Origin of the sequence: Pectobacterium sp. IFB5596 (genome assembly GCF_021432585.1) — a bacterium.
Lineage (GTDB): Bacteria > Pseudomonadota > Gammaproteobacteria > Enterobacterales > Enterobacteriaceae > Pectobacterium > Pectobacterium punjabense.
Genome location: NZ_LXFY01000030.1, coordinates 14,869 through 34,921 on the forward strand (window position 1 = coordinate 14,869; position 20,053 = coordinate 34,921).

The 20,053-nt window shown below is 53.2% G+C and carries 22 protein-coding genes; 19 read left to right on the forward strand and 3 right to left on the reverse strand.

Going from position 1 to position 20,053, the window contains the following annotated elements:
- Nucleotides 1–7 precede the first annotated feature (7 nt).
- The 4 genes from A6301_RS17795 to A6301_RS17810 all read left to right on the forward strand — a co-directional run bounded on the left by A6301_RS17795 (nucleotide 8) and on the right by A6301_RS17810 (nucleotide 2,678).
- Nucleotides 8–970: an ABC transporter substrate-binding protein gene (locus A6301_RS17795; RefSeq protein ID WP_234258400.1), complete on the forward strand. Its 963-nt coding sequence runs from the start codon at nucleotides 8–10 to the stop codon at nucleotides 968–970.
- Nucleotides 967–1,977 (forward strand): iron ABC transporter permease, encoded by a 1,011-nt coding sequence (locus A6301_RS17800; protein ID WP_234258401.1) that lies wholly within the window; start codon nucleotides 967–969, stop codon nucleotides 1,975–1,977. Before A6301_RS17795 ends, A6301_RS17800 begins: the two co-directional genes overlap by 4 nt.
- An 83-nt stretch (nucleotides 1,978–2,060) precedes the next feature.
- Nucleotides 2,061–2,240 carry a type II toxin-antitoxin system HicA family toxin gene (locus A6301_RS17805; protein WP_010281507.1) on the forward strand — a complete coding sequence of 60 codons (180 nt, stop codon included), beginning with the start codon at nucleotides 2,061–2,063 and terminating at the stop codon, nucleotides 2,238–2,240.
- Between the two features lie 27 nt (nucleotides 2,241–2,267).
- Complete coding sequence (locus A6301_RS17810) at nucleotides 2,268–2,678, forward strand: type II toxin-antitoxin system HicB family antitoxin (RefSeq protein WP_107168698.1); 411 nt, start codon at nucleotides 2,268–2,270, stop codon at nucleotides 2,676–2,678.
- 81 nt (nucleotides 2,679–2,759) lie between these two features.
- Here A6301_RS17810 and rpmE read toward each other — a convergent pair whose 3' ends face one another.
- Complete coding sequence (gene rpmE, locus A6301_RS17815) at nucleotides 2,760–2,975, reverse strand: 50S ribosomal protein L31 (RefSeq protein WP_010281510.1); 216 nt, start codon at nucleotides 2,973–2,975, stop codon at nucleotides 2,760–2,762.
- 272 nt (nucleotides 2,976–3,247) lie between these two features.
- Between rpmE and priA the strand changes: the two genes are divergently transcribed.
- The 7 genes from priA to rraA all read left to right on the forward strand — a co-directional run bounded on the left by priA (nucleotide 3,248) and on the right by rraA (nucleotide 11,478).
- Complete coding sequence (gene priA, locus A6301_RS17820) at nucleotides 3,248–5,446, forward strand: primosomal protein N' (protein WP_234258402.1); 2,199 nt, start codon at nucleotides 3,248–3,250, stop codon at nucleotides 5,444–5,446.
- A gap of 270 nt (nucleotides 5,447–5,716) precedes the next feature.
- Complete coding sequence (gene cytR, locus A6301_RS17825) at nucleotides 5,717–6,760, forward strand: DNA-binding transcriptional regulator CytR (RefSeq protein WP_205540699.1); 1,044 nt, start codon at nucleotides 5,717–5,719, stop codon at nucleotides 6,758–6,760.
- 213 nt (nucleotides 6,761–6,973) lie between these two features.
- Nucleotides 6,974–7,840 (forward strand): cell division protein FtsN, encoded by an 867-nt coding sequence (gene ftsN, locus A6301_RS17830; protein WP_234258403.1) that lies wholly within the window; start codon nucleotides 6,974–6,976, stop codon nucleotides 7,838–7,840.
- Between the two features lie 83 nt (nucleotides 7,841–7,923).
- On the forward strand, nucleotides 7,924–8,454 hold the full coding sequence (hslV, locus tag A6301_RS17835; protein ID WP_005973334.1) for an ATP-dependent protease subunit HslV: 531 nt from the start codon (nucleotides 7,924–7,926) through the stop codon (nucleotides 8,452–8,454).
- 9 nt (nucleotides 8,455–8,463) lie between these two features.
- Nucleotides 8,464–9,795: an HslU--HslV peptidase ATPase subunit gene (gene hslU, locus A6301_RS17840; RefSeq protein WP_107168694.1), complete on the forward strand. Its 1,332-nt coding sequence runs from the start codon at nucleotides 8,464–8,466 to the stop codon at nucleotides 9,793–9,795.
- A 145-nt stretch (nucleotides 9,796–9,940) separates the two neighbouring features.
- Nucleotides 9,941–10,858 (forward strand): 1,4-dihydroxy-2-naphthoate polyprenyltransferase, encoded by a 918-nt coding sequence (locus A6301_RS17845; protein WP_107168693.1) that lies wholly within the window; start codon nucleotides 9,941–9,943, stop codon nucleotides 10,856–10,858.
- Nucleotides 10,859–10,992: 134 nt separating this feature from the next.
- The gene (gene rraA / locus A6301_RS17850; RefSeq protein WP_005973328.1) at nucleotides 10,993–11,478 is read left to right on the forward strand and encodes a ribonuclease E activity regulator RraA; all 486 of its coding nucleotides are present in this window, start codon (nucleotides 10,993–10,995) and stop codon (nucleotides 11,476–11,478) included.
- Nucleotides 11,479–11,596: 118 nt separating this feature from the next.
- On the opposite strand, the gene zapB is transcribed toward rraA, so the two are convergent.
- Entirely contained in the window at nucleotides 11,597–11,836 is a 240-nt protein-coding gene (gene zapB / locus A6301_RS17855; RefSeq protein WP_005973326.1) for a septal ring assembly protein ZapB, read from the reverse strand.
- 570 nt (nucleotides 11,837–12,406) lie between these two features.
- Here zapB and A6301_RS17860 point away from each other — a divergent pair.
- The 4 genes from A6301_RS17860 to fpr all read left to right on the forward strand — a co-directional run bounded on the left by A6301_RS17860 (nucleotide 12,407) and on the right by fpr (nucleotide 16,997).
- A complete protein-coding gene (locus A6301_RS17860) occupies nucleotides 12,407–13,246 on the forward strand; it encodes an MIP/aquaporin family protein (protein WP_010281531.1) in 840 nt (279 codons plus the stop codon).
- Nucleotides 13,247–13,299: 53 nt separating this feature from the next.
- Entirely contained in the window at nucleotides 13,300–14,811 is a 1,512-nt protein-coding gene (gene glpK / locus A6301_RS17865) for a glycerol kinase GlpK (RefSeq protein WP_107168692.1), read from the forward strand.
- Between the two features lie 125 nt (nucleotides 14,812–14,936).
- Nucleotides 14,937–15,947: a class II fructose-bisphosphatase gene (glpX, locus tag A6301_RS17870; protein ID WP_205540696.1), complete on the forward strand. Its 1,011-nt coding sequence runs from the start codon at nucleotides 14,937–14,939 to the stop codon at nucleotides 15,945–15,947.
- Between the two features lie 303 nt (nucleotides 15,948–16,250).
- The gene (gene fpr, locus A6301_RS17875) at nucleotides 16,251–16,997 is read left to right on the forward strand and encodes a ferredoxin--NADP(+) reductase (RefSeq protein WP_107168690.1); all 747 of its coding nucleotides are present in this window, start codon (nucleotides 16,251–16,253) and stop codon (nucleotides 16,995–16,997) included.
- A gap of 17 nt (nucleotides 16,998–17,014) precedes the next feature.
- On the opposite strand, the gene A6301_RS17880 is transcribed toward fpr, so the two are convergent.
- A complete protein-coding gene (locus tag A6301_RS17880; RefSeq protein ID WP_205540694.1) occupies nucleotides 17,015–17,437 on the reverse strand; it encodes a DUF805 domain-containing protein in 423 nt (140 codons plus the stop codon).
- A 257-nt stretch (nucleotides 17,438–17,694) separates the two neighbouring features.
- Between A6301_RS17880 and A6301_RS17885 the strand changes: the two genes are divergently transcribed.
- The 4 genes from A6301_RS17885 (at nucleotide 17,695) to A6301_RS17900 (ending at nucleotide 19,993) form a co-directional block, all read left to right on the forward strand.
- Nucleotides 17,695–18,294 carry a YiiQ family protein gene (locus A6301_RS17885; protein WP_107168688.1) on the forward strand — a complete coding sequence of 200 codons (600 nt, stop codon included), beginning with the start codon at nucleotides 17,695–17,697 and terminating at the stop codon, nucleotides 18,292–18,294.
- Between the two features lie 165 nt (nucleotides 18,295–18,459).
- A complete protein-coding gene (gene tpiA, locus A6301_RS17890) occupies nucleotides 18,460–19,227 on the forward strand; it encodes a triose-phosphate isomerase (protein ID WP_107168687.1) in 768 nt (255 codons plus the stop codon).
- A 234-nt stretch (nucleotides 19,228–19,461) separates the two neighbouring features.
- Nucleotides 19,462–19,692, forward strand: a complete 231-nt coding sequence (locus tag A6301_RS17895) for a BrnT family toxin (RefSeq protein ID WP_072037288.1) — start codon at nucleotides 19,462–19,464, stop codon at nucleotides 19,690–19,692.
- Nucleotides 19,679–19,993: a BrnA antitoxin family protein gene (locus A6301_RS17900; protein WP_039502359.1), complete on the forward strand. Its 315-nt coding sequence runs from the start codon at nucleotides 19,679–19,681 to the stop codon at nucleotides 19,991–19,993. The genes A6301_RS17895 and A6301_RS17900 overlap by 14 nt, the downstream gene beginning before the upstream one ends.
- Nucleotides 19,994–20,053 lie beyond the last annotated feature (60 nt).

A 20,053-nucleotide genomic window follows, 5' to 3' on the forward strand; every position in this document is an offset into this window, starting at 1 on the left:
AACCCTGATGAAAATAACGCTTCTGTCTGGACTGCTGGCATTAACGTCGTGCTGGGCACACGCCTCGGGTTTTCCGGTCACGGTCGACAGCTGTGGGCAACCGCTAACCTTCACCCAACCGCCGCAGCGCGCCGTGATTCATGACCTGAATATGGCGGAAATGGCGTTTGCGCTTGGGCTGCAAAAAAGTATTGTCGGGCTGACCGGTATCACTGGCTGGTATAAGGCAACGCCAGACTTTATCAAGCAGCAGGGCACGATCCCTGAACTGGCAGCAAAATACCCGACGTTGGAAAACCTGCTGGCTGTACATCCGGATTTCTTCTTTGCTGGGTGGAACTACGGCATGAAAGTCGGCGGAGAAGTCACACCGCAATCGCTGCAAAAATATGGTATTCAAACGCTGGTGCTCAGCGAAAGCTGCGTGTTCACCGAGCAGCAACAGCCGCGTCCGCAAGCCACTATGGATCTGCTCTATGGCGACCTGCTGAAGCTGGGGAAAATCTTCGGTAAGCAGGAACAGGCTCAGGAACAGATCGACACGTGGAAACAGCGCCTTGCCGCCCTGCAAACCCGTATCGGCAATCGGCCAAAACAGAAAATTTTTCTGTATGACTCGGGTGAAGATAAACCTTTTACCAGCGGGAAATTCGCCATGCCAACCGCCATCATTGAGGCTGCGGGTGGCAAGAATGTGATGGACGATATGGCAACGAGTTGGGCTTCCACATCATGGGAAAGCGTGGCAGCGCGCGAGCCTGACTTTATTATTTTGCTGGATTACCAGACAGGCAACGGCGCAGAAGCGTTAAGGGAATTTTTGGAATCACACCCGCTGATGAAATTTACCCCAGCCGTACAACAGCATCGTTATCTGAAGCTGCAATATGCGGAGCTCACACCGGGGCCCGCGAATATCACTGCCGTCGATAAACTGGCACACGCCCTTTACCCGGATGCCTTTAAGTGAGCCCAACGTCTTCACGTTATGTTGCGACCTTCGCTATCGCGCTGCTGATACTGGTTGGGCTGATGCTGTTAAATATCGCGACAGGCAGCACGACGATCCCTCTTACGCAGGTCGCCAGCGTAGTGGGGTTATCGTCAGCAGACGTCTCGCCGATGACCTCACGCATCATTCTGGAACTGCGTATTCCCCGCAGCCTGCTGGCAGCGTTGTGCGGCGCGGGGTTAGCGATGGTCGGTGCCTTTTTGCAAACAGCAACCCGTAACGATCTGGCTGACCCTTTTCTGTTCGGCCTTTCTGCCGGTGCCTCAGCGGGTGCCGTAGCGGTCATCACGCGCTTTGGTGAGCAGCTCGGTGACTGGGCGCTACCGATGGCGGCCTTCTGCGGCGGACTCTTATCGGCCGTCGCCGTGACCGTGCTGTTTCTGCTGCAACAGGCGCGGGGCGCAGAGCGCCTCATCATCTGCGGATTGGCAATCTCATTTCTGTTCGGCGCGCTGACAAATTATTTGGTGTTTTCCGGCGATCAGCGGGCTGCCAGTTCGATTCTTTTCTGGTCATTGGGTGGGCTGGGCCTTGCCCGTTGGGACACGTTACCTTTCGCGCTGTTCAGCGTTGTGCTGCTATTTGGCCTCACCGCCCTGCGCTGGCGAGCGCTCGACGCGCTGTTGGCTGGCGGGCAAACTGCGGCTTCCATGGGGGTGAATCTGTCTCGCGTACGGGTGGAAATCTTCATCTGCTGTGCGTTCGCCACCTCACTGCTAGTCGCGCTGACTGGCGTGATCGGTTTCATCGGCCTGATGATTCCCCATCTGGCTCGCCCGCTGAGCGGCGTGCTACACAAGAAGCTTCTGCCGATGACCGCCGTGCTGGGAGCGATACTGCTGTGCGGCGGCGATTGGCTCAGCCGACAGCTACTGGCACCACAGGAATTGCCCATCGGGATTATTACTGCGGGATTGGGTGGTATCTTCGTTCTGGGGATGCTGGTAAAACGTCAGCAGGGATGAAATAACTCCAATAACTCCAAAACATTGCCAGATGGAGTTATTGGGGTTATCTTTATCGTATTAAAGGGCAACGGGGTGCAGGGATGGATAGCAGGACGTTAATAGCAGAAATCAAGGCCGATGGGTGGGAACTGATAAGAGTGAACGGAAGCCACCACCATTTTATGCATCCTAGTAAACCGGGGTTAGTCACAATCCCCCACCCTAAGAAAGATTTACCGATAGGTACGGTAAAAAGCATCAGGAAACAAGCAGGAATATGATCATCGCTGACTCGAAGAGGCTTAATTATGTTTTATCCGATTGCAATTGAAGCAGGCGACGATACCCACGCATACGGCGTAACAGTGCCAGATCTACCGGGCTGTTTTTCTGCAGGCGATACGCTAGACGATGCCATCGCGAATGCTAAAGAGGCGATTACCGGACATATCGAACTGCTGATCGAGATGGGTCAGGATATTCCCACCGTGTCTTCAGTAGGCCAATTGGCAAAAAGCGCAGAATACACTGGGTACACGTGGGCGGTTGTTGATATCGATGTGACGCGTTTAATGGGCGGTTCAGAAAAAATTAACGTCACGCTGCCTAAATCACTGATTGACCGAATTGATCGTTGCGTGGCGAGTAATCCTGAATTTAAAAGCCGCTCAGGTTTTCTCGCGCAGGCGGCATTAGAGCGAATCTCGTCTTCCCGATGAACAGCACTGAGCCACCAGAAACAACAAAGGCACCTGTTGGTGCCTTTGCAGAAAGTTACTGTACCTATTGGCCAGTAGAACTTATTTTTTAGCGCCTGGTACGGAGAAACGCTTGTTGAAGCGGTCAACACGGCCACCGGTTGCAACATCACGTTGTTTGCCAGTGTAGAACGGGTGACATTCGCCACAAACGTCCAGGTTCAGGTCACGACCCACGGTAGAATGGGTTTTGATCACGTTACCGCAAGAGCAAGTTACAGTAACTGCAGAATAATTCGGGTGAATACCTTTTTTCATGGGGAAACCTCAGTTAAGGCCGTGTCGCTATCCAGCCCTGTTCCGCCAGACACCACACGAAAGTTGTATAAGTAAGTTTCATTATGCAAACGGCACAATGGCGGCGGATCATACAGAATCTGCTACCCCGATGCAATCGCAGCCACACATTATCCCTCTCAGCATGTACACTAGCGCCTTGCGTTATTTTCACCCCGCGTCGCGCATGATACAGACCGCTCGGTTATGTCATTTATCGCCACGCAAATCACGTCGACTACCACGGAGAAGCCATGTCTGTCGCTCAGGTCGCTTTGCCCGTGCCACTGGCACGTACATTCGATTATTTGCTACCCACAGGAGGAGTGACTCCGCAGGTTGGCACTCGCGTCAGTGTCTCTTTTGGTAACCGTAAAGCCATCGGCATTATTACCGCACTGAGCGACACCAGCGAACTTCCGCTTGAGCAATTAAAACCCGTGCACGATGTGCTGGACGAACAGCCGCTGTTTCCCCCCAGTCTGTGGCGTATTTTACTGTGGGCCGTCGAGTACTATCACTACCCGATTGGTGAAGTGCTGTTTCATGCGTTGCCGATATTACTGCGCCAGGGGAAACCCGCACACCGCGCGCCGCTCTGGCAGTGGTTTGCCACCGAGCAAGGCCGGGCGACGCCGCTCAGCACGCTCAAACGCGCCGCCAAGCAGCAGCAGGCGCTGGCGGCCTTACTTCAATCACCGCTTTATCGTCATCAGGTGAGCGAAATCGGGCTGACGGAGACGGCGTTGCAGGCGTTGCGCAGCAAAGGGCTGTGCGAATTACGGGCCGCAGAGCAAACGCCCCACGACTGGCGTCAAAGCTTTAGCCTGGCCACCGACCGCTTACGCCTGAATACTGAACAGGCCACCGCCGTCGGCGCTATCCGCAGCGAAGATAACCACTTTGCCGCCTGGCTGCTCGCGGGTATCACCGGCTCGGGCAAAACCGAAGTCTATCTCAGCGTATTGGAAAACGTGCTGGCACAGGGCAAACAGGCGCTGGTATTAGTGCCGGAAATTGGCCTGACGCCGCAAACTATCGCCCGCTTCCGAGAACGGTTTAACGCCCCGGTGGATGTGCTGCACTCGGCACTCAACGACAGCGAACGTCTCGCGGTTTGGCTGCGCGCCCGCAGCGGCGAAGCGGCGATCGTCATCGGAACGCGATCGGCACTATTTACCCCCTTTGCCCGTTTAGGGCTGATTGTGATCGATGAAGAGCACGACAGTTCCTATAAACAACAGGAAGGCTGGCGCTATCACGCCCGTGATTTGGCCGTCTTCCGCGCCAGAGAGGAAGATATTCCGATCGTGATGGGAACAGCGACGCCCGCACTGGAAACGCTGCATAACGTCCAGATCGGCAAGTATCGCCGATTAAACCTGACCAAAAGAGCGGGCAACGCCGCACTAGCCAAACAACACGTTATCGATCTGAAAAGTTTGCCGCTGACGGCAGGATTATCTCAGCCGCTGATTACCCGTATCCGTCACCATCTGACGAACGATAATCAGGTTATTTTGTTCCTTAATCGGCGCGGATTCGCCCCCGTAGTCATGTGCCATGAGTGCGGTTGGATTGCCGAGTGCCAGCGCTGCGATCACTATTATACCTACCACCAGCACCAGAAGATGTTGCGCTGCCACCACTGCGACAGCCAGCGTCCGGTTCCACAACAGTGTCCCGGCTGCGGCTCGACCAATATGGTACCCGTCGGTCTGGGCACCGAGCAGTTAGAGCAAAGCCTTGCCCCGCTCTTTCCCGATGTCCCAATCACCCGCATCGATCGTGATACCACCAGCCGTAAAGGTGCGCTTGAGCAGCAGCTCTCGCAGGTCAGACAAGGAGGCGCACGCCTTCTTATCGGTACACAGATGTTAGCAAAAGGCCACCATTTCCCTGATGTAACGCTGGTGGCCTTGCTGGACGTTGACGGTTCGCTGTTCTCCGCCGACTTCCGCGCAGCCGAACGTTTTGCGCAGCTCTATACTCAGGTGGCGGGTCGCGCGGGGCGCGCAGGCAAAGCGGGCGAGGTGGCGTTGCAAACACACCACCCAGAACACCCGTTATTACAGACGCTGCTGCACCAAGGCTACGATGCCTTTGCCAGTCAGGCACTTACTGAACGAAAGAGTGTTTTTCTGCCGCCGTTTACCAGCCATATCCTCTTCCGCGCTGACGATCATGATAATCAGCAGGCCGCCTTATTTCTCCAGCAATTGCGTAACTTACTGGAAGCCAGCCCCCTACGGGATGAATCACTCTGGCTGTTGGGCCCGGTGCCCGCTTTACAGCCCAAACGTGCAGGGCGCTTCCGCTGGCAACTCCTGCTACAGCACCCCTCCAGAGCGTTGTTACAGAAACTGGTTAGAACATCGTTGGCGCTAATCGGTACGTTGCCGCAGGCACGTAAAGTGAAATGGGTGCTGGATGTCGACCCCACGGACGGTTAGCGTTTCCTGTTAAGCCATGTCAGGTTTCTTGCCACACATTTTTGCGATCGGCGTCGAGAACACGATATCCATCACACTTTCTGTGCAAATTAAGCAACAAAACCTGCGTTCAATCTGTTATCACTGTCTGCGCAGGCAGTATCCTGAGGCGCGGCACCATTCCCTTAGTATGCGTGCCAGACAGCATTACCCGTAATCATAGAGCGTCAGCAGACAGGAACATTCTGCTGGCCGTCAGCGCCAGTTAACGCTGACGCAAGGAGAAAAGCGTTGAAGCAGAAGAAAGGCGTCACCACGGCGACGATGAAAGACGTGGCGGATGAGGCGGGCGTTTCCACCGCCACCGTATCCAGAACGTTAATGAACCCGGAAAAAGTCTCTGCGACCACCCGCAGGAAGGTCGAGCAGGCTGTCATCGCCGTTGGCTATTCGCCTCACGCACTCAACCGCAACCTCAAGCGTAACGAATCGCGCACGATCCTGACGATCGTACCCGACATCTGCGATCCCTATTTCTCCGAAATATTTCGCGGGATCGAGGAAACGGCTGCCGAACACGGCTATCTGGTATTGATTGGCGACTGCGCGCACCAGCATCAAAGGGAAAAAACCTTCGTCGATCTGATTATCACTAAACAGATCGACGGTATGGTGTTGCTCGGCTCTAACCTGCCATTTGATGCCGGCCAGGAAGAGCAGCGTAATCTGCCACCGATGGTGATGGCGAATGAGTTCTCACCGGATCTGGCGCTGCCAACCGTGCATATCGATAATCTGACCGCCGCCTTTGAAGCCGTACATTATCTGTATCAGGCCGGTCACCAGCGCATCGCCTGCATTGCCGGCCCGGAGCACATGCATCTGAGTCAATATCGCTTGCAAGGGTACATTCAGGCTCTGCGTCGCAATGGCATGCTTATCGATAACCAATATATTTTTCGGGGCGATTTCACCTACGAAACGGGGATCAACGGTCTGATTGCTCTGATGCAACATCCTCAGCCGCCCAGCGCTATCTTCTGCCATAGCGATCTCATGGCGCTGGGCGTACTGGCACAGGCCCGTAAAATGGGGCTGGACATCCCACGCGATCTCTCCATTATCGGTTTCGACGACATCGAGCAAGCGCAGTATTGTTGGCCGCCTCTGACTTCTGTCGCCCAACCACGCTATCAGATCGGACGCGAGGCAATGCTGCTACTCTTAGAGCAGTTACAAGGTAATACGGTACAAAGCGGTTCCCGTCTGTTGTCCAGTGAGCTGGTCATACGCGACAGCGTCGCCGCCCCGAATTACGTCCGTAACAGGCTTTAAGACTTCAGGTGCTGGTCAAATATTTGAGGGTTCAGTAACATGACCCCCTAATTATGTTATCCCCTAAATAATTCGAGTTTCAGGAAGGCGGCAAGGGAAGGAATCCCGATGAGCTTACTCAGGTAAGTGATTCGGGTGAGTGAACGCAGCCAACGCACATGCAACTTGAAGTATGACGGGTACATTTACCTATCAATTCACAGCGAAACGACAGTGGCACAAAGAGACTACGTGAGCCGGGGACGTTCATCAGGAACGCGTCGGAAAACGACAAATAGCCGAAAAAAAGGCAACGCTTCAGGTGCGTCCAAAACGATGGTCGCGCTTGCTGTTGCTGTTTTGGTCACCTTCGCGGGCGGTCTGTACTTCATCGCCCATAATAAACCCGAAGAGTCCCCCGTCCTTCCGCATCAGAACGTGGGCAAAGGTAATGGCCTGCCACCCAAGCCGGAAGAACGTTGGCGTTACATCAAAGAACTGGAAAATCGTCAGTTGGGCGTCACGGCACCTACGGAGCCTTCGGCGGGTGGAGAGATCCGCTCGCCGGTGCAGTTGACGGATGAACAGCGTCAGCTATTGGAACAGATGCAGTCTGATATGCGTCGCCAACCGACACAGCTTTCCGAAGTACCGTATAACGACCAGACGCAGGTTCCACGCTCGCAGGTGACCATTAAGCCACCGACGCAATCGATGCAGCAGCCACCCGTCGTGACGACACAGCCTGCAACGCGAGCACCAACGGTCACGCAAGTGGTGCCAAGACAAGAAGCTCCACGACAAGAGGCACCAAAGCAGGAAGCACCGAAGCCACAGCCGGTCAAACAGCCTGAAGCACCAAAAGTTGAAAAAACGCAACGCTGGGCGATTCAGTGTGGTTCCTTTAAAACCATGGACCCTGCCGAATCAGTGAGAGCACAGCTGGCGTTTGCAGGTATCGAAAGCCGCATCACCTCCAACGGCGGCTGGAACCGTATTATGTTAGGACCTTACAACAACCGTGCTGCCGCAGACAGCATGATCCAACGTCTTAAAGGCGCGGGCGCATCAAACTGTATTCCTCTCGCCAGCGGGGGTTGAAAAACCCCACTCGTTCCCCCATCTATAACATCAATGTGCCCCGCGTCATGCGGGGATCTTTTTCTTCAAACGGGGACTGACTCGTGACAACAATTGTAAGCGTACGCCGCAATGGCCAAGTGGTTATTGGCGGTGATGGACAGGCGACTCTGGGCAATACTGTGATGAAAGGCAACGTGCGTAAAGTACGTCGTCTCTATCATGACCGCGTCATCGCTGGTTTTGCCGGTGGCACCGCGGATGCTTTCACCCTTTTTGAGCTTTTTGAGCGCAAGCTGGAATTACATCAGGGCCATTTGGTGAAAGCCGCTGTCGAGTTAGCGAAAGACTGGCGTACCGACCGTATGCTACGCAAGCTGGAAGCCCTGTTAGCCGTCGCAGACGAAAATGCCTCACTGATCATTACCGGTAATGGTGATGTCGTACAGCCTGAAAACGATCTGATCGCCATTGGTTCAGGCGGTCCTTACGCGCAAGCCGCCGCGCGCGCTTTACTGGAAAATACCGAACTGGGTGCCCGCGATATCGTCGAGAAATCTTTGGGGATTGCTGGCGACATCTGTATCTACACCAACCAGTTCCACACGATAGAAGAATTAGCCTCCAAGGCGTAAGGATCAACCATGTCTGAAATGACCCCGCGCGAGATAGTCAGCGAACTCGACAGTTATATTATCGGCCAGAATAAAGCCAAACGCGCTGTTTCCATCGCGCTGCGTAACCGCTGGCGCCGTATGCAGTTGGACGAAGCACTCCGCCATGAAGTAACGCCTAAAAATATTCTGATGATCGGCCCAACCGGCGTAGGTAAAACCGAAATCGCTCGCCGTCTGGCGAAGCTCGCCAATGCGCCGTTCATCAAAGTGGAAGCGACCAAATTTACTGAAGTCGGCTATGTCGGCAAAGAAGTGGATTCCATCATCCGCGATCTGACAGATTCCGCGATCAAAATGGTGCGCCATCAGTCCATCGAAAAAAATCGTTTTCGTGCGGAAGAAATGGCAGAAGATCGTATTCTGGACGTGCTGATTCCTCCGGCGAAAAATAACTGGGGACAGGCAGAAAGCGCTCAGGAACCCTCAGCAACACGTCAGGCATTCCGCAAGAAACTGCGTGAAGGTCAGTTGGACGACAAGGAGATCGAGATCGATCTGGCTGCCGCCCCCGTTGGCGTAGAGATCATGGCACCTCCGGGCATGGAAGAGATGACTAATCAGCTACAGTCCATGTTCCAGAATCTGGCAGGACAGAAGCAGAAAGCCCGTAAGGTCAAAATCAAAGAGGCCTTCAAGCTGCTGATAGAAGAAGAGGCCGCCAAACTGGTGAACCCAGAAGAGCTGAAACAACAGGCGATTGAAGCCGTTGAGCAGCACGGTATCGTGTTCATCGACGAGATCGACAAAATCTGTAAGCGTGGCGAAAGCTCCGGCCCGGATGTTTCTCGTGAAGGCGTTCAGCGTGACCTGCTGCCGCTGGTTGAAGGCTGCACGGTATCGACCAAGCACGGTATGGTCAAAACTGACCATATCCTGTTTATCGCGTCTGGCGCGTTCCAGGTTGCCAGCCCGTCCGATCTGATTCCAGAACTACAGGGACGTCTGCCGATTCGTGTGGAATTGCAGGCGCTGACGACGGAAGATTTCGAGCGCATCCTGACAGAACCCAGTGCTTCGCTGACTGAACAGTATAAAGCGCTGATGGCAACGGAAGGCGTGGATATTTCGTTCACCGCCGATGGTATCCGCCGCATTGCCGAAGCGGCCTGGCAGGTCAACGAAAGCACCGAGAATATCGGTGCACGCCGTTTACACACCGTAATGGAGCGTCTGATCGAAGATGTATCTTACGACGCCAGCGAAATGCACGGTCAAAGCGTTACCATTGATGCAGATTACGTACGTAATCATCTGGATGAATTAGTAGCAGATGAAGATCTGAGTCGATTTATCTTATAATCCGTTTTCGCGGATCGCACGATTAACGATAAAGTGGGAGGCGTTGGCCTCCCACTTTTGTTTCTGACGCCGCCATCACTGACTTTTTTTGTTTATAAACGGATGATTCACGCAATTGAATCGTCAATAAAAATTGAAGCACACCATGACCTTATCGACCCATAGCAGCAAAACCAAAGCCTGGCTGGATAGTCTGCGTCCAAAAACGTTGCCATTAGCTTTTGCATCCATCGTCACCGGCTCGGCGATTGCGAGTTGGCATAGCAGCTTTAAACCGGGCGTAGCATTACTGGCGTTGTTGACCGCCGGACTGCTGCAAATCCTCTCCAATCTGGCGAACGACTATGGGGATGCGGTAAAAGGTAGCGATACCGAGGAACGCATCGGGCCGTTACGTGGTATCCAAACCGGTGCTATTACGCTGTCACAGCTGCGCAATGCGCTCATCGTGACCGTGGCGCTTACCATCATTTCCGGTGTTAGCTTGGTGATTCTGGCGTGTGAAAAGCCTGCGGATATCTTTGGCTTCCTGATTCTGGGGCTGCTAGCGATTTTTGCCGCGATCACCTATACCGTCGGCAACAAACCTTATGGCTATATCGGGCTTGGCGATATCTCGGTGTTGATCTTTTTCGGCTGGCTCAGCGTAGCAGGGTCGTATTATCTACAAACAGGCCATTTTGACAGCGTCGTGATGCTGCCTGCAACGGCCTGCGGCCTGCTGGCAACAGCGGTACTGAATATCAACAATTTGCGTGATATCGACAACGATCGTCTTAGTGGAAAAAACACGCTGGCGGTGCGTCTTGGGGCGGAAAAAGCACGCTTCTACCACACGATGTTGCTACTGCTGGCACCGGTTTGTCTTGGCCTGTTCGCGACGTTTTATCTGCACAGTCTGGCAGGCTGGCTGTTTATTCTGGCACTCCCGCTGCTGATTAAGCAGGCGCGCTATGTACTGCGTGAAACCAGCGCATTCAGTATGCGCCCGATGCTGGAAAAAACGGTGAAAGGCGCGCTGCTGACCAACATTCTGTTCGCCGTGGGTGTGATACTGAGTTAGTGCGGGTAAAGTGAGCGCGGGCAAGAAACGATGCGTATTTACTGATGCGCATCAAGTTAACATTTGATGATTTTGCCAACAGCCGCCAGAAAGGGATATACTCATGATCCCGGCGGCAACCTGACGTTAATCCTATGAAATACGATACTTCCGAGCTGTGCGATATCTACCACGAAGAGGTGAATGTTGTTGAGCCTCTGTTCTCCAACTTTGGCGGGCGTACCTCATTTGGTGGCAAAATCACCACGGTGAAATGTTTCGAGGATAACGGCCTGCTTTTCGATCTCCTTGAAGAAAACGGCCTTGGGCGCGTACTTCTGATCGATGGTGGGGGCTCAGTGCGCCGTGCGTTGATCAACGCGGAAATCGCCCGGTTGGCGACACAAAACGAGTGGGAAGGCATTGTCGTTTATGGCGCGGTGCGTCAGGTTGACGATTTAGCGGAACTGGATATTGGTATTCAGGCTATGGCAGCCATTCCGGTCGGTGCAGGCAGCGAAGGCATTGGCGAAAGCGATATCCGCGTCAACTTCGGCGGCGTAACCTTCTTCTCCGGCGACCATCTGTATGCCGATAATACAGGCATTATTCTGTCGGAAGACCCACTGGATATTGAATAATATCGTTGAATTTCCGCGCTTTCGTTGCGGTAGCATCACCACAAAAAAGGGCGATATACGCCCTTTTTTATTTGGCTCAATCGCTAAGCCGTTCCGGCATCTGAGCCAGCAAGCCTGATTAGACTTCTTCCATTTTGCCTAACAGCGCGCGCAGGCGCTCTTGCCATACCACTTGCTCTTCTTTCAACTGCTCGTTCTCGCGCACCAGCGCTTCACGTGAACCCGCTGCCGCCTGAACATCCTGCGACAGTGTGTTGTTCTGTTCTTTCAGCTCTTCAATTTCCATTTGCAACAGCGTGATGGTATCAATCGCCTGCTGAACTTTCGCTTCCAGCTTTTCAAACACTTCAAATGACATTCTTCAAACCCCTTTTAATCGCAACAAGGCAAAGATCGGTTAACGCTGGCTTTCGGACTCTGTAACCAACACTCACGGTGTCGCGTCATCCGCCCACAAACATAATCCTGACCGTGGGACGGCTGGCAAGACAGACCATAGCGAAATTGTATGTAGCCAATGGCGCCCTGTCTAGCGTACATCCCCCACTACGCGAGTGTGGCAGCTTTTCTTACGTAACACTATCAGTACAAACTGAAAAACAGGCAGTACAAACTGAAAAACGGACAGCCGAAACGGAAAAATGGGCGGCGTAGGCTGAAAACTACCCCATTCGCTTCCCCGTTACCCCTATTGTGTTAATAAATTTAACCTGAACGTTACTATTAACCGTGGACGAAAAACCACTGCGAGTCATTTTATAAGCGAATACGCTCATTTTTTTGACACACAACACACATTTCAATTTCGATATTTCTCGTTTTCGAGCATTAACGATAAATTCACATCATAAATACATTTAAAACAGGGGATGCCACCAACGGTATCCTTAGACCTACCACTCTGTACGTTACCCAGCAGGAAAAAAATATGAGCCAAGCAGAACGTTCAACGCTAAAAGGCCAGTGCATCGCCGAGTTTCTCGGCACTGGCCTGCTGATTTTCTTCGGTGTCGGCTGCGTCGCCGCATTAAAACTGGCGGGAGCCAGCTTCGGACAGTGGGAGATCAGCATCATTTGGGGTCTGGGGGTTGCGATGGCAATCTATCTGACCGCCGCCATTTCCGGCGCTCACCTCAACCCGGCCGTCACTATCGCCTTGTGGCTGTTTGCCTGCTTCGATGGACGCAAGGTTGTGCCTTACATTGTGGCGCAGATTGCAGGCGCATTTTGTGCCGCCGCACTGGTCTACGGTCTGTATTACAACCTGTTTGTGGATTTTGAACAAACTAACAATATGGTACGTGGCAGCACAGAAAGCCTGAATTTAGCGGGCATTTTCTCAACGTACCCGAACCCGCACATTTCCGTGATGCAGGCGCTTCTGGTTGAGACCGTCATCACCGCGATTCTGATGTGCCTGATTCTGGCGCTCACCGACGACGGTAACGGCATCCCACGCGGGCCGCTCGCTCCTCTGCTGATCGGTATTCTGATTGCCGTCATCGGTGCATCTATGGGGCCGCTGACCGGCTTCGCCCTCAATCCGGCGCGTGACTTTGGTCCTAAGCTGTTCGCGTTCCTGGCGGGCTGGGGCAACGTCGCCTTCACTGGCGCACGCGAAATCCCTTACTTCCTGGTTCCTGTTTTTGGCCCCATCATCGGTGCCTGTCTGGGTGCCTTCGGTTATCGCGCACTGATTGGCCGTAATCTGCCATGCGATGTGTGCGAACCCGAGGCAGAAGCTACCACGCGTCGTGAAAGCCGTTAAACTTAACGCCACGACCATCCTATTTCACGGTTAATCATTACAGGATTGGATTTATGAACCCGGAAAAAAAATACATTGTTGCTATCGATCAGGGCACAACCAGTTCCCGTGCTGTCGTACTGGATCATGACGCCAATATCATTAGCGTGTCACAGCGTGAATTCACCCAGATCTATCCAAAAGCCGGCTGGGTAGAACATGACCCTATGGAAATTTGGGCGACACAAAGCTCGACGCTGGTCGAAGTGCTGGCCAAGGCCGATATCAGCGCAGATGAAGTCGCGGGTATTGGTATCACCAATCAGCGGGAAACCACCGTCGTCTGGGAAAAAGAGAGCGGGAAACCGATTTATAACGCGATCGTCTGGCAGTGTCGCCGTACCGCTGAAATTTGCGAGAAGCTGAAAAAAGACGGTATGGAAGAGTACGTTCGCAACACCACCGGACTGGTGGTCGACCCCTACTTTTCTGGTACCAAGGTAAAATGGATTCTGGACCACGTTGAAGGCTCCCGCGAACGCGCAAAACGTGGTGAATTACTGTTTGGTACGATTGATACCTGGCTGATTTGGAAAATGACGCAAGGGCGCGTTCATGTGACAGATTACACCAACGCCTCCCGCACCATGCTGTTTAACATTCATACGCTGGAATGGGATGCCCGCATGCTGGAAGCGCTGGATATTCCGCGCGAAATGCTGCCGGAAGTGCGCGCGTCTTCAGAAGTCTACGGTCAGACCAACATCGGCGGTAAAGGCGGCACGCGTATTCCTATCGCCGGTATCGCAGGTGACCAGCAGGCGGCGTTGTACGGCCAGCTTTGCGTCAATCCTGGGCAGGCGAAAAATACCTACGGTACTGGCTGTTTCTTGCTGATGAATACGGGTAAAGAAGCCGTTCAGTCCAAACATGGTTTGCTGACCACCATCGCCTGCGGCCCGCGCGGCGAGGTGAACTACGCGCTGGAAGGCTCTGTGTTTGTTGGCGGTGCCTCTATCCAATGGCTACGTGACGAGCTGAAACTGATCGGTGACTCTATGGATTCCGAGTACTTCGCAACGAAAGTGAAGGACACCAACGGCGTCTATGTCGTACCAGCCTTCACCGGCTTGGGTGCCCCTTATTGGGACCCGTATGCCCGTGGCGCGATCTTCGGCCTGACCCGTGGCGTGAATGCTAACCACATCATCCGTGCAACGCTGGAATCCATCGCCTTCCAAACGCGTGACGTGCTGGATGCGATGCAGGCAGATGCCGGTACGCGTCTGAAATCACTGCGTGTTGACGGTGGCGCCGTCGCCAACAACTTCCTGATGCAGTTCCAATCCGATATCCTCGGCACGCTCGTGGAACGTCCAGAAGTGCGTGAATCCACCGCGCTGGGTGCTGCTTTCCTGGCTGGCCTTGCCACGGGCTTCTGGAACGATCTCGATGAAGTGAAGAGCAAAGCGACTATTGAGCGTGAATTCCGCCCTAGCATCGAAACGGTGGAGCGTAACGTGCGCTACAGCGGCTGGCAGAAAGCCGTTGCCCGCGCCCGTAACTGGGAAGAGCACGACGCCTAATTCCTCCTATCGGGCGCGTTTGTCGCGCCCGTTTTTTCCCTATCATTCAGCCTCCCTCTTCCCCCGTTGTGATAAAATCCTCGTCCACATCTCTTCCTTTCCCGATCGACAACAGACAGGTATTTATGAAACGTGAATTAGCCATCGAGTTCTCGCGCGTCACTGAAGCAGCCGCGCTGGCAGGCTATAAGTGGTTAGGTCGTGGCGACAAGAATGCCGCCGACAATGCCGCCGTACAGGCGATGCGAATCATGCTGAATCAGGTCAATATCAACGGTCAGATTGTCATCGGCGAAGGGGAAATCGACGAAGCGCCCATGCTGTTCATCGGTGAACAGGTTGGTACCGGCCTGGGCGATGCCGTTGATATCGCTGTCGATCCGATTGAAGGCACACGGATGACGGCAATGGGTCAGGCGAATGCGCTCGCTGTGCTGGCCGTCGGCGAAAAAGGCGCGTTTCTGCACGCACCAGACATGTACATGGAAAAGCTGATTGTCGGGCCTGAGGCCAAAGGGTCGATTGACCTCAACCTGCCGCTGACGGACAACCTGCGCAATATCGCGCTGAAGCTGGGTAAACCGCTCAGCCAGTTAACCGTCACTACGCTGGCTAAACCGCGCCATGATGCCTGCATCGCAGAAATGCAGCAGTTGGGCGTGAAAGTGTTCGCTATTCCAGACGGCGACGTAGCCGCATCCATCCTAACCTGCATGCCGGACAGCGAAGTTGACGTGTTGTACGGTATCGGCGGTGCGCCAGAAGGCGTGATTTCGGCAGCGGTTATCCGTGCGCTCGATGGCGACATGCAAGGACGTTTGCTGGCTCGTCATGAAGTCAAAGGCGATAGCGCTGAAAACCGCCGCATCGGTGAAGACGAGCTTGCACGCTGTCGGCAAATGGGCATCGAAGCGGGTGGTGTTCTCAAGCTCGACGACATGGCACGCAACGACAACGTGATTTTCTCCGCAACGGGCATCACCAAAGGTGACTTGCTGGATGGGATCGCGCGTAAAGGCAACATGGCAACCACGGAAACGCTGCTGATCCGCGGCAAATCCCGCACGATCCGCCGAATTAAATCGACGCACTATCTGGATCGTAAGGATCGTACGCTGCACGAGTTCTTGCTATAGCAGGCCACCGTCGCTGACTGATTGTTTCACAGTTGTTAATAAATGGCGTATCGTAGACGCACAACTTACATGCACAAATAGTGGCGTCGATACCCTAGATAATTCGAGTTGCAGGCAGGCGGCAATCGCGCGAGTCCCCAGGAGCTTACTCAAGTAAGTGACTGGGGTGAGTAAGAACAAATTGGCTTAGCCAATTTGAACGCCGCTTGCGGCGGCCCCCCAGGGCGAGGCTCAGAGATGAGCCGAGTATTGCCAACGCACATGCAGCTTGAAGTATGACGGGTACAACAGGAGCAGAAAAATATGGCTGAATGGGTGACAGGCAAAGTGATTCAGGTGGAAAACTGGACAGAAAGTCTGTTTAGCATTCGGGTGCATGCACCCGTCGATTCATTCACTGCCGGGCAATATGGCAAGTTGGCGCTGGAGATTGAGGGTGAAAAGGTGCAGCGCGCGTATTCCTACGTGAACGCACCCAGCGATCCTACGCTTGAGTTCTATCTGGTGACGGTGCCGGAAGGCAAACTGAGTCCTCATTTACATGCCATGCAACCCGGTTCGGAAGTCATGATCGTCAAGGAGGCCGCTGGCTTTTTCGTGCTGGAAGAGATTCCTGACTGTGAAACGCTGTGGATGCTGGCAACAGGGACGGGGATCGGCCCCTATTTGTCCATCCTTCAGGAAGGCAAGGGGCTGGAACGCTTTAAGAACATCGTGCTGGTTCACGCCGCCCGGTTCTCACGCGATCTGAGCTATCTGCCGCTGATGCAGCAATTACAGCAGCGCTACCATGGTAAGCTGCATATTCAAACGGTGGTTAGCCGGGAAGAGGAAGCAGGTTCGCTGACAGGACGTATTCCTACGTTGATCAGCAACGGTACGCTGGAAGCCGCAGTAGGCTTGCCGATGGATACCGCTACCAGCCATGTCATGCTATGCGGTAACCCGCAGATGGTGCGTGATACTCAACTGTTGCTGAAAGAAGAGCGGAACATGACCAAACACCTGCGCCGCAGACCCGGTCATATGACTGCCGAAAACTATTGGTAAACAGCCAGTTGTTCTAATTAGCGGCGGAAGCGAAATGGTTCCGCCTCTGCTCCAAACCGATTTTCTCCTTTTGTCCCCAGAAAAACACCGCAGTCGAGCAATGTCATCACGACAATCAGGATCGGCAAGAAGCGACCAATGCCCCACTGCCAGATGGCGGAGAACATATACCAATTCCCTGAAGCCAATACCCACGCCACCACTAGCAACAGCGCCCACCAGCCACTTTTGTTACGGTCGTGCAGCCGTTTCACCATCATCGCCGCCGTCGGCCACAACAAGACCACTAAACCAAACGCCGTCAATTGCGTGTCCAGCCAGCGTTGACCAGAAAGCGTAAACAATACCGCCATCAGCGCCACCCAAATACCCATCCAGAGCCAGAAATCACGACGACCAATACGACCTTTAAACGAGAAGCACCATTGCTGTAATGTCATTAACGATAACGCCCTGAATTGTTAGCCTGTCTGGCCGAATAAATCTTCTTTATTGTGGGTGATTTTACCTCAACCGAGGTGTTTACCTGCAATATTTACGCGATTTTTGGCCGTCATGTCCTATTTTTTGACAAGCTGATGTGATTTCAGGCGACCACCGACTATTTTTGACAATGACGTACAAATGCCGCTTTAATCGAACGTATTCCGCCGTTATCGGCCTGCATATTTTCTGAATATGGCTGACCTAAATCCCTATGACACGAAAACGCATCGCTTCACTGTTGGTTTTATCATCGCTGGTGCTGTACCAGACTCACGCGGGAGCCGATCCGACGTTTCCGCCCAAAACCTCATCCAATGCGCCGTACCTACTAGCCGGTGCGCCAACCTTCGATCAAACCATCACACAGTTCCGTTCTCGCTACAACCTGAGCAACCCAACGCTGCCGATCGGCGAATTTCGGGTGGTCGATACCGGTAATATCACCAGCATGTTGACGCGGGCGGCCAGCCGAATCAACGACTACCTCTATGCCTCAACCGCATTGGAGAAAGGCACAGGGAAAATCAAAACGCTGCAAATCACCTTGCTACCGCAGCCACAGAGCGAACAAGAAACAACGGTGCGCCGTAAACAGGCCATCGACTATATGGCTGCACTGGCACGCACGTTCGCCCCTTCGCTGACGGAAGAACAAAGTATGAAAAAGGTCACTGAATTGCTGGAAAAGGGCAAAGGACAGCGCTTTTATCAGCAAACGGAGGGAGCTTTGCGTTATGTGGTTGCAGATGATGGCGAAAAAGGGCTAACTTTTGCTGTTGAACCGATTAAGCTAACGCTATCTGAACCGTGATCAACACGGTAATTCATGACGAAAAACAGAGCCACGGTCACATTTCGTCTCTATACTGTGGGCAAGTTATATTGCCTGACGGCAGTAAAATTTATGCATCGGTTCATTAATACATTGATTTATTAACATATTGATTCATTCGCGATTCCGGCTGGAGGAAAAAAGATGCGACATCCATTAGTTATGGGTAACTGGAAGCTGAACGGCAGCACAAACATGGTCAACGAACTGATCGCGGGCCTGCGTAAAGAGCTCAGCACCGTTGACGGTTGTGGCGTAGCCATTGCCCCCCCTGCTATCTACCTCGATCAAGCTAATCACCAACTGGCAGGCAGCCGCATTGCACTGGGCGCGCAGAACGTTGACGTGAATCTTTCTGGTGCTTTCACCGGTGAAACCTCTGCTGAAATGCTGAAAGATATCGGTGCGAAATACATCATCATCGGCCACTCTGAGCGCCGTACCTACCACAAAGAAAGCGATGAATTCATTGCCAAGAAATTTGGCGTGCTGAAGGACGCAGGCCTGATTCCAGTGCTGTGCATTGGCGAAACTGAAGCAGAAAACGAAGCAGGCCAGACGGAAGCCGTCTGCGCACGTCAACTGGATGCCGTGTTGAATACGCTGGGCGCGAAAGCGTTTGAAAACACCGTGGTAGCCTACGAGCCAGTATGGGCTATCGGTACCGGCAAATCTGCAACCCCAGCACAGGCTCAGGCCGTTCACAAATTCATCCGTGACCACATTGCCAAGCAAGATGCTGCCGTTGCCGAACAAGTGATCATCCAGTACGGCGGTTCAGTTAATGCGGCGAATGCAGCAGAGCTGTTTACCCAACCGGACATCGACGGTGCGCTGGTTGGTGGTGCATCACTGAAAGCCGATGCCTTTGCGGTGATCGTGAAAGCCGCAGCCGACGCAAAACGCGGCTAAGCTTTATCGAAAATGGGCGGCCAAAGGTCCGTCCGATCAAAAAGCCGGTTCACGCTATTGCGCCAACCGGCTTTTTTTATCTCATTCAACTGTCAGCACTACTAGGTTTACTGTCAGCTTATCTGGCTGTTTCTATGCGTTTGACTTCATATTTATTGTAGCTACAATAAATAAATGAAAATCATATTCGACCCGATTAAGAATCAGAGTAATAAGCAAAAACACGGTGTGTACTTGGCCGATGCTAAATATCTTGATTGGGACCGAATGGTTGCCGCATCTGACTCTCTTGGTAACTACAGCGAAGACCGTTACATCGGTATCACTTACGGCCTTGCTTATCTCAACAACCGAATTTATGTCGTCGTATTTACTTACAGCGATGGAGACGACGAAGAAATTTACCGCATTATCAGTTTGCGGAAAGCCACTAAAGCGGAGGTGGAAAAATATGCCAAAACTTAAGCAGGGTACTATCCTCCCTACCGATGAGGAAGACCGTAAAATTCAGGAAGCCATTGCGCAAGATCCTGATACACGCTCGCTTGAAGGTGAGAACGTGCAGCTTATGCCTTTCAGCAAACTGAAAGCCATGCGCAAACAGGGACGCCCCGTTAAACCGGCTCCAAAAATACAAGTGAGTATTCGATACTCACCGGAAGTTATCGCCGCATTCAAAGCTACTGGTCGTGGTTGGCAAACCCGCATGGATGCAGCGATGTCGGATTGGCTTAAAAACCATTCCCCAAACGACATCAAAATTTGATGCGGGCTCTACACACTCCCGCATAGAGCCAGCCTTTTGAGCTAACTCTGATGAGATGAT

Coding starts and splice junctions, on each gene's coding strand:
- A6301_RS17810 (WP_107168698.1), top strand. CDS start 2,268: ATGTTTTATCCGATTGCAATTGAAGCAGGCGACGATACCCACGCATAC.
- A6301_RS17900 (WP_039502359.1), top strand. CDS start 19,679: ATGCCAAAACTTAAGCAGGGTACTATCCTCCCTACCGATGAGGAAGAC.
- hslU (WP_107168694.1), top strand. CDS start 8,464: ATGTCTGAAATGACCCCGCGCGAGATAGTCAGCGAACTCGACAGTTAT.
- glpX (WP_205540696.1), top strand. CDS start 14,937: ATGAAACGTGAATTAGCCATCGAGTTCTCGCGCGTCACTGAAGCAGCC.
- zapB (WP_005973326.1), bottom strand. CDS start 11,836: ATGTCATTTGAAGTGTTTGAAAAGCTGGAAGCGAAAGTTCAGCAGGCG.
- A6301_RS17795 (WP_234258400.1), top strand. CDS start 8: ATGAAAATAACGCTTCTGTCTGGACTGCTGGCATTAACGTCGTGCTGG.
- A6301_RS17860 (WP_010281531.1), top strand. CDS start 12,407: ATGAGCCAAGCAGAACGTTCAACGCTAAAAGGCCAGTGCATCGCCGAG.
- priA (WP_234258402.1), top strand. CDS start 3,248: ATGTCTGTCGCTCAGGTCGCTTTGCCCGTGCCACTGGCACGTACATTC.
- glpK (WP_107168692.1), top strand. CDS start 13,300: ATGAACCCGGAAAAAAAATACATTGTTGCTATCGATCAGGGCACAACC.
- rraA (WP_005973328.1), top strand. CDS start 10,993: ATGAAATACGATACTTCCGAGCTGTGCGATATCTACCACGAAGAGGTG.
- A6301_RS17880 (WP_205540694.1), bottom strand. CDS start 17,437: ATGACATTACAGCAATGGTGCTTCTCGTTTAAAGGTCGTATTGGTCGT.
- A6301_RS17845 (WP_107168693.1), top strand. CDS start 9,941: ATGACCTTATCGACCCATAGCAGCAAAACCAAAGCCTGGCTGGATAGT.
- fpr (WP_107168690.1), top strand. CDS start 16,251: ATGGCTGAATGGGTGACAGGCAAAGTGATTCAGGTGGAAAACTGGACA.
- A6301_RS17885 (WP_107168688.1), top strand. CDS start 17,695: ATGACACGAAAACGCATCGCTTCACTGTTGGTTTTATCATCGCTGGTG.
- tpiA (WP_107168687.1), top strand. CDS start 18,460: ATGCGACATCCATTAGTTATGGGTAACTGGAAGCTGAACGGCAGCACA.
- rpmE (WP_010281510.1), bottom strand. CDS start 2,975: ATGAAAAAAGGTATTCACCCGAATTATTCTGCAGTTACTGTAACTTGC.
- A6301_RS17805 (WP_010281507.1), top strand. CDS start 2,061: ATGGATAGCAGGACGTTAATAGCAGAAATCAAGGCCGATGGGTGGGAA.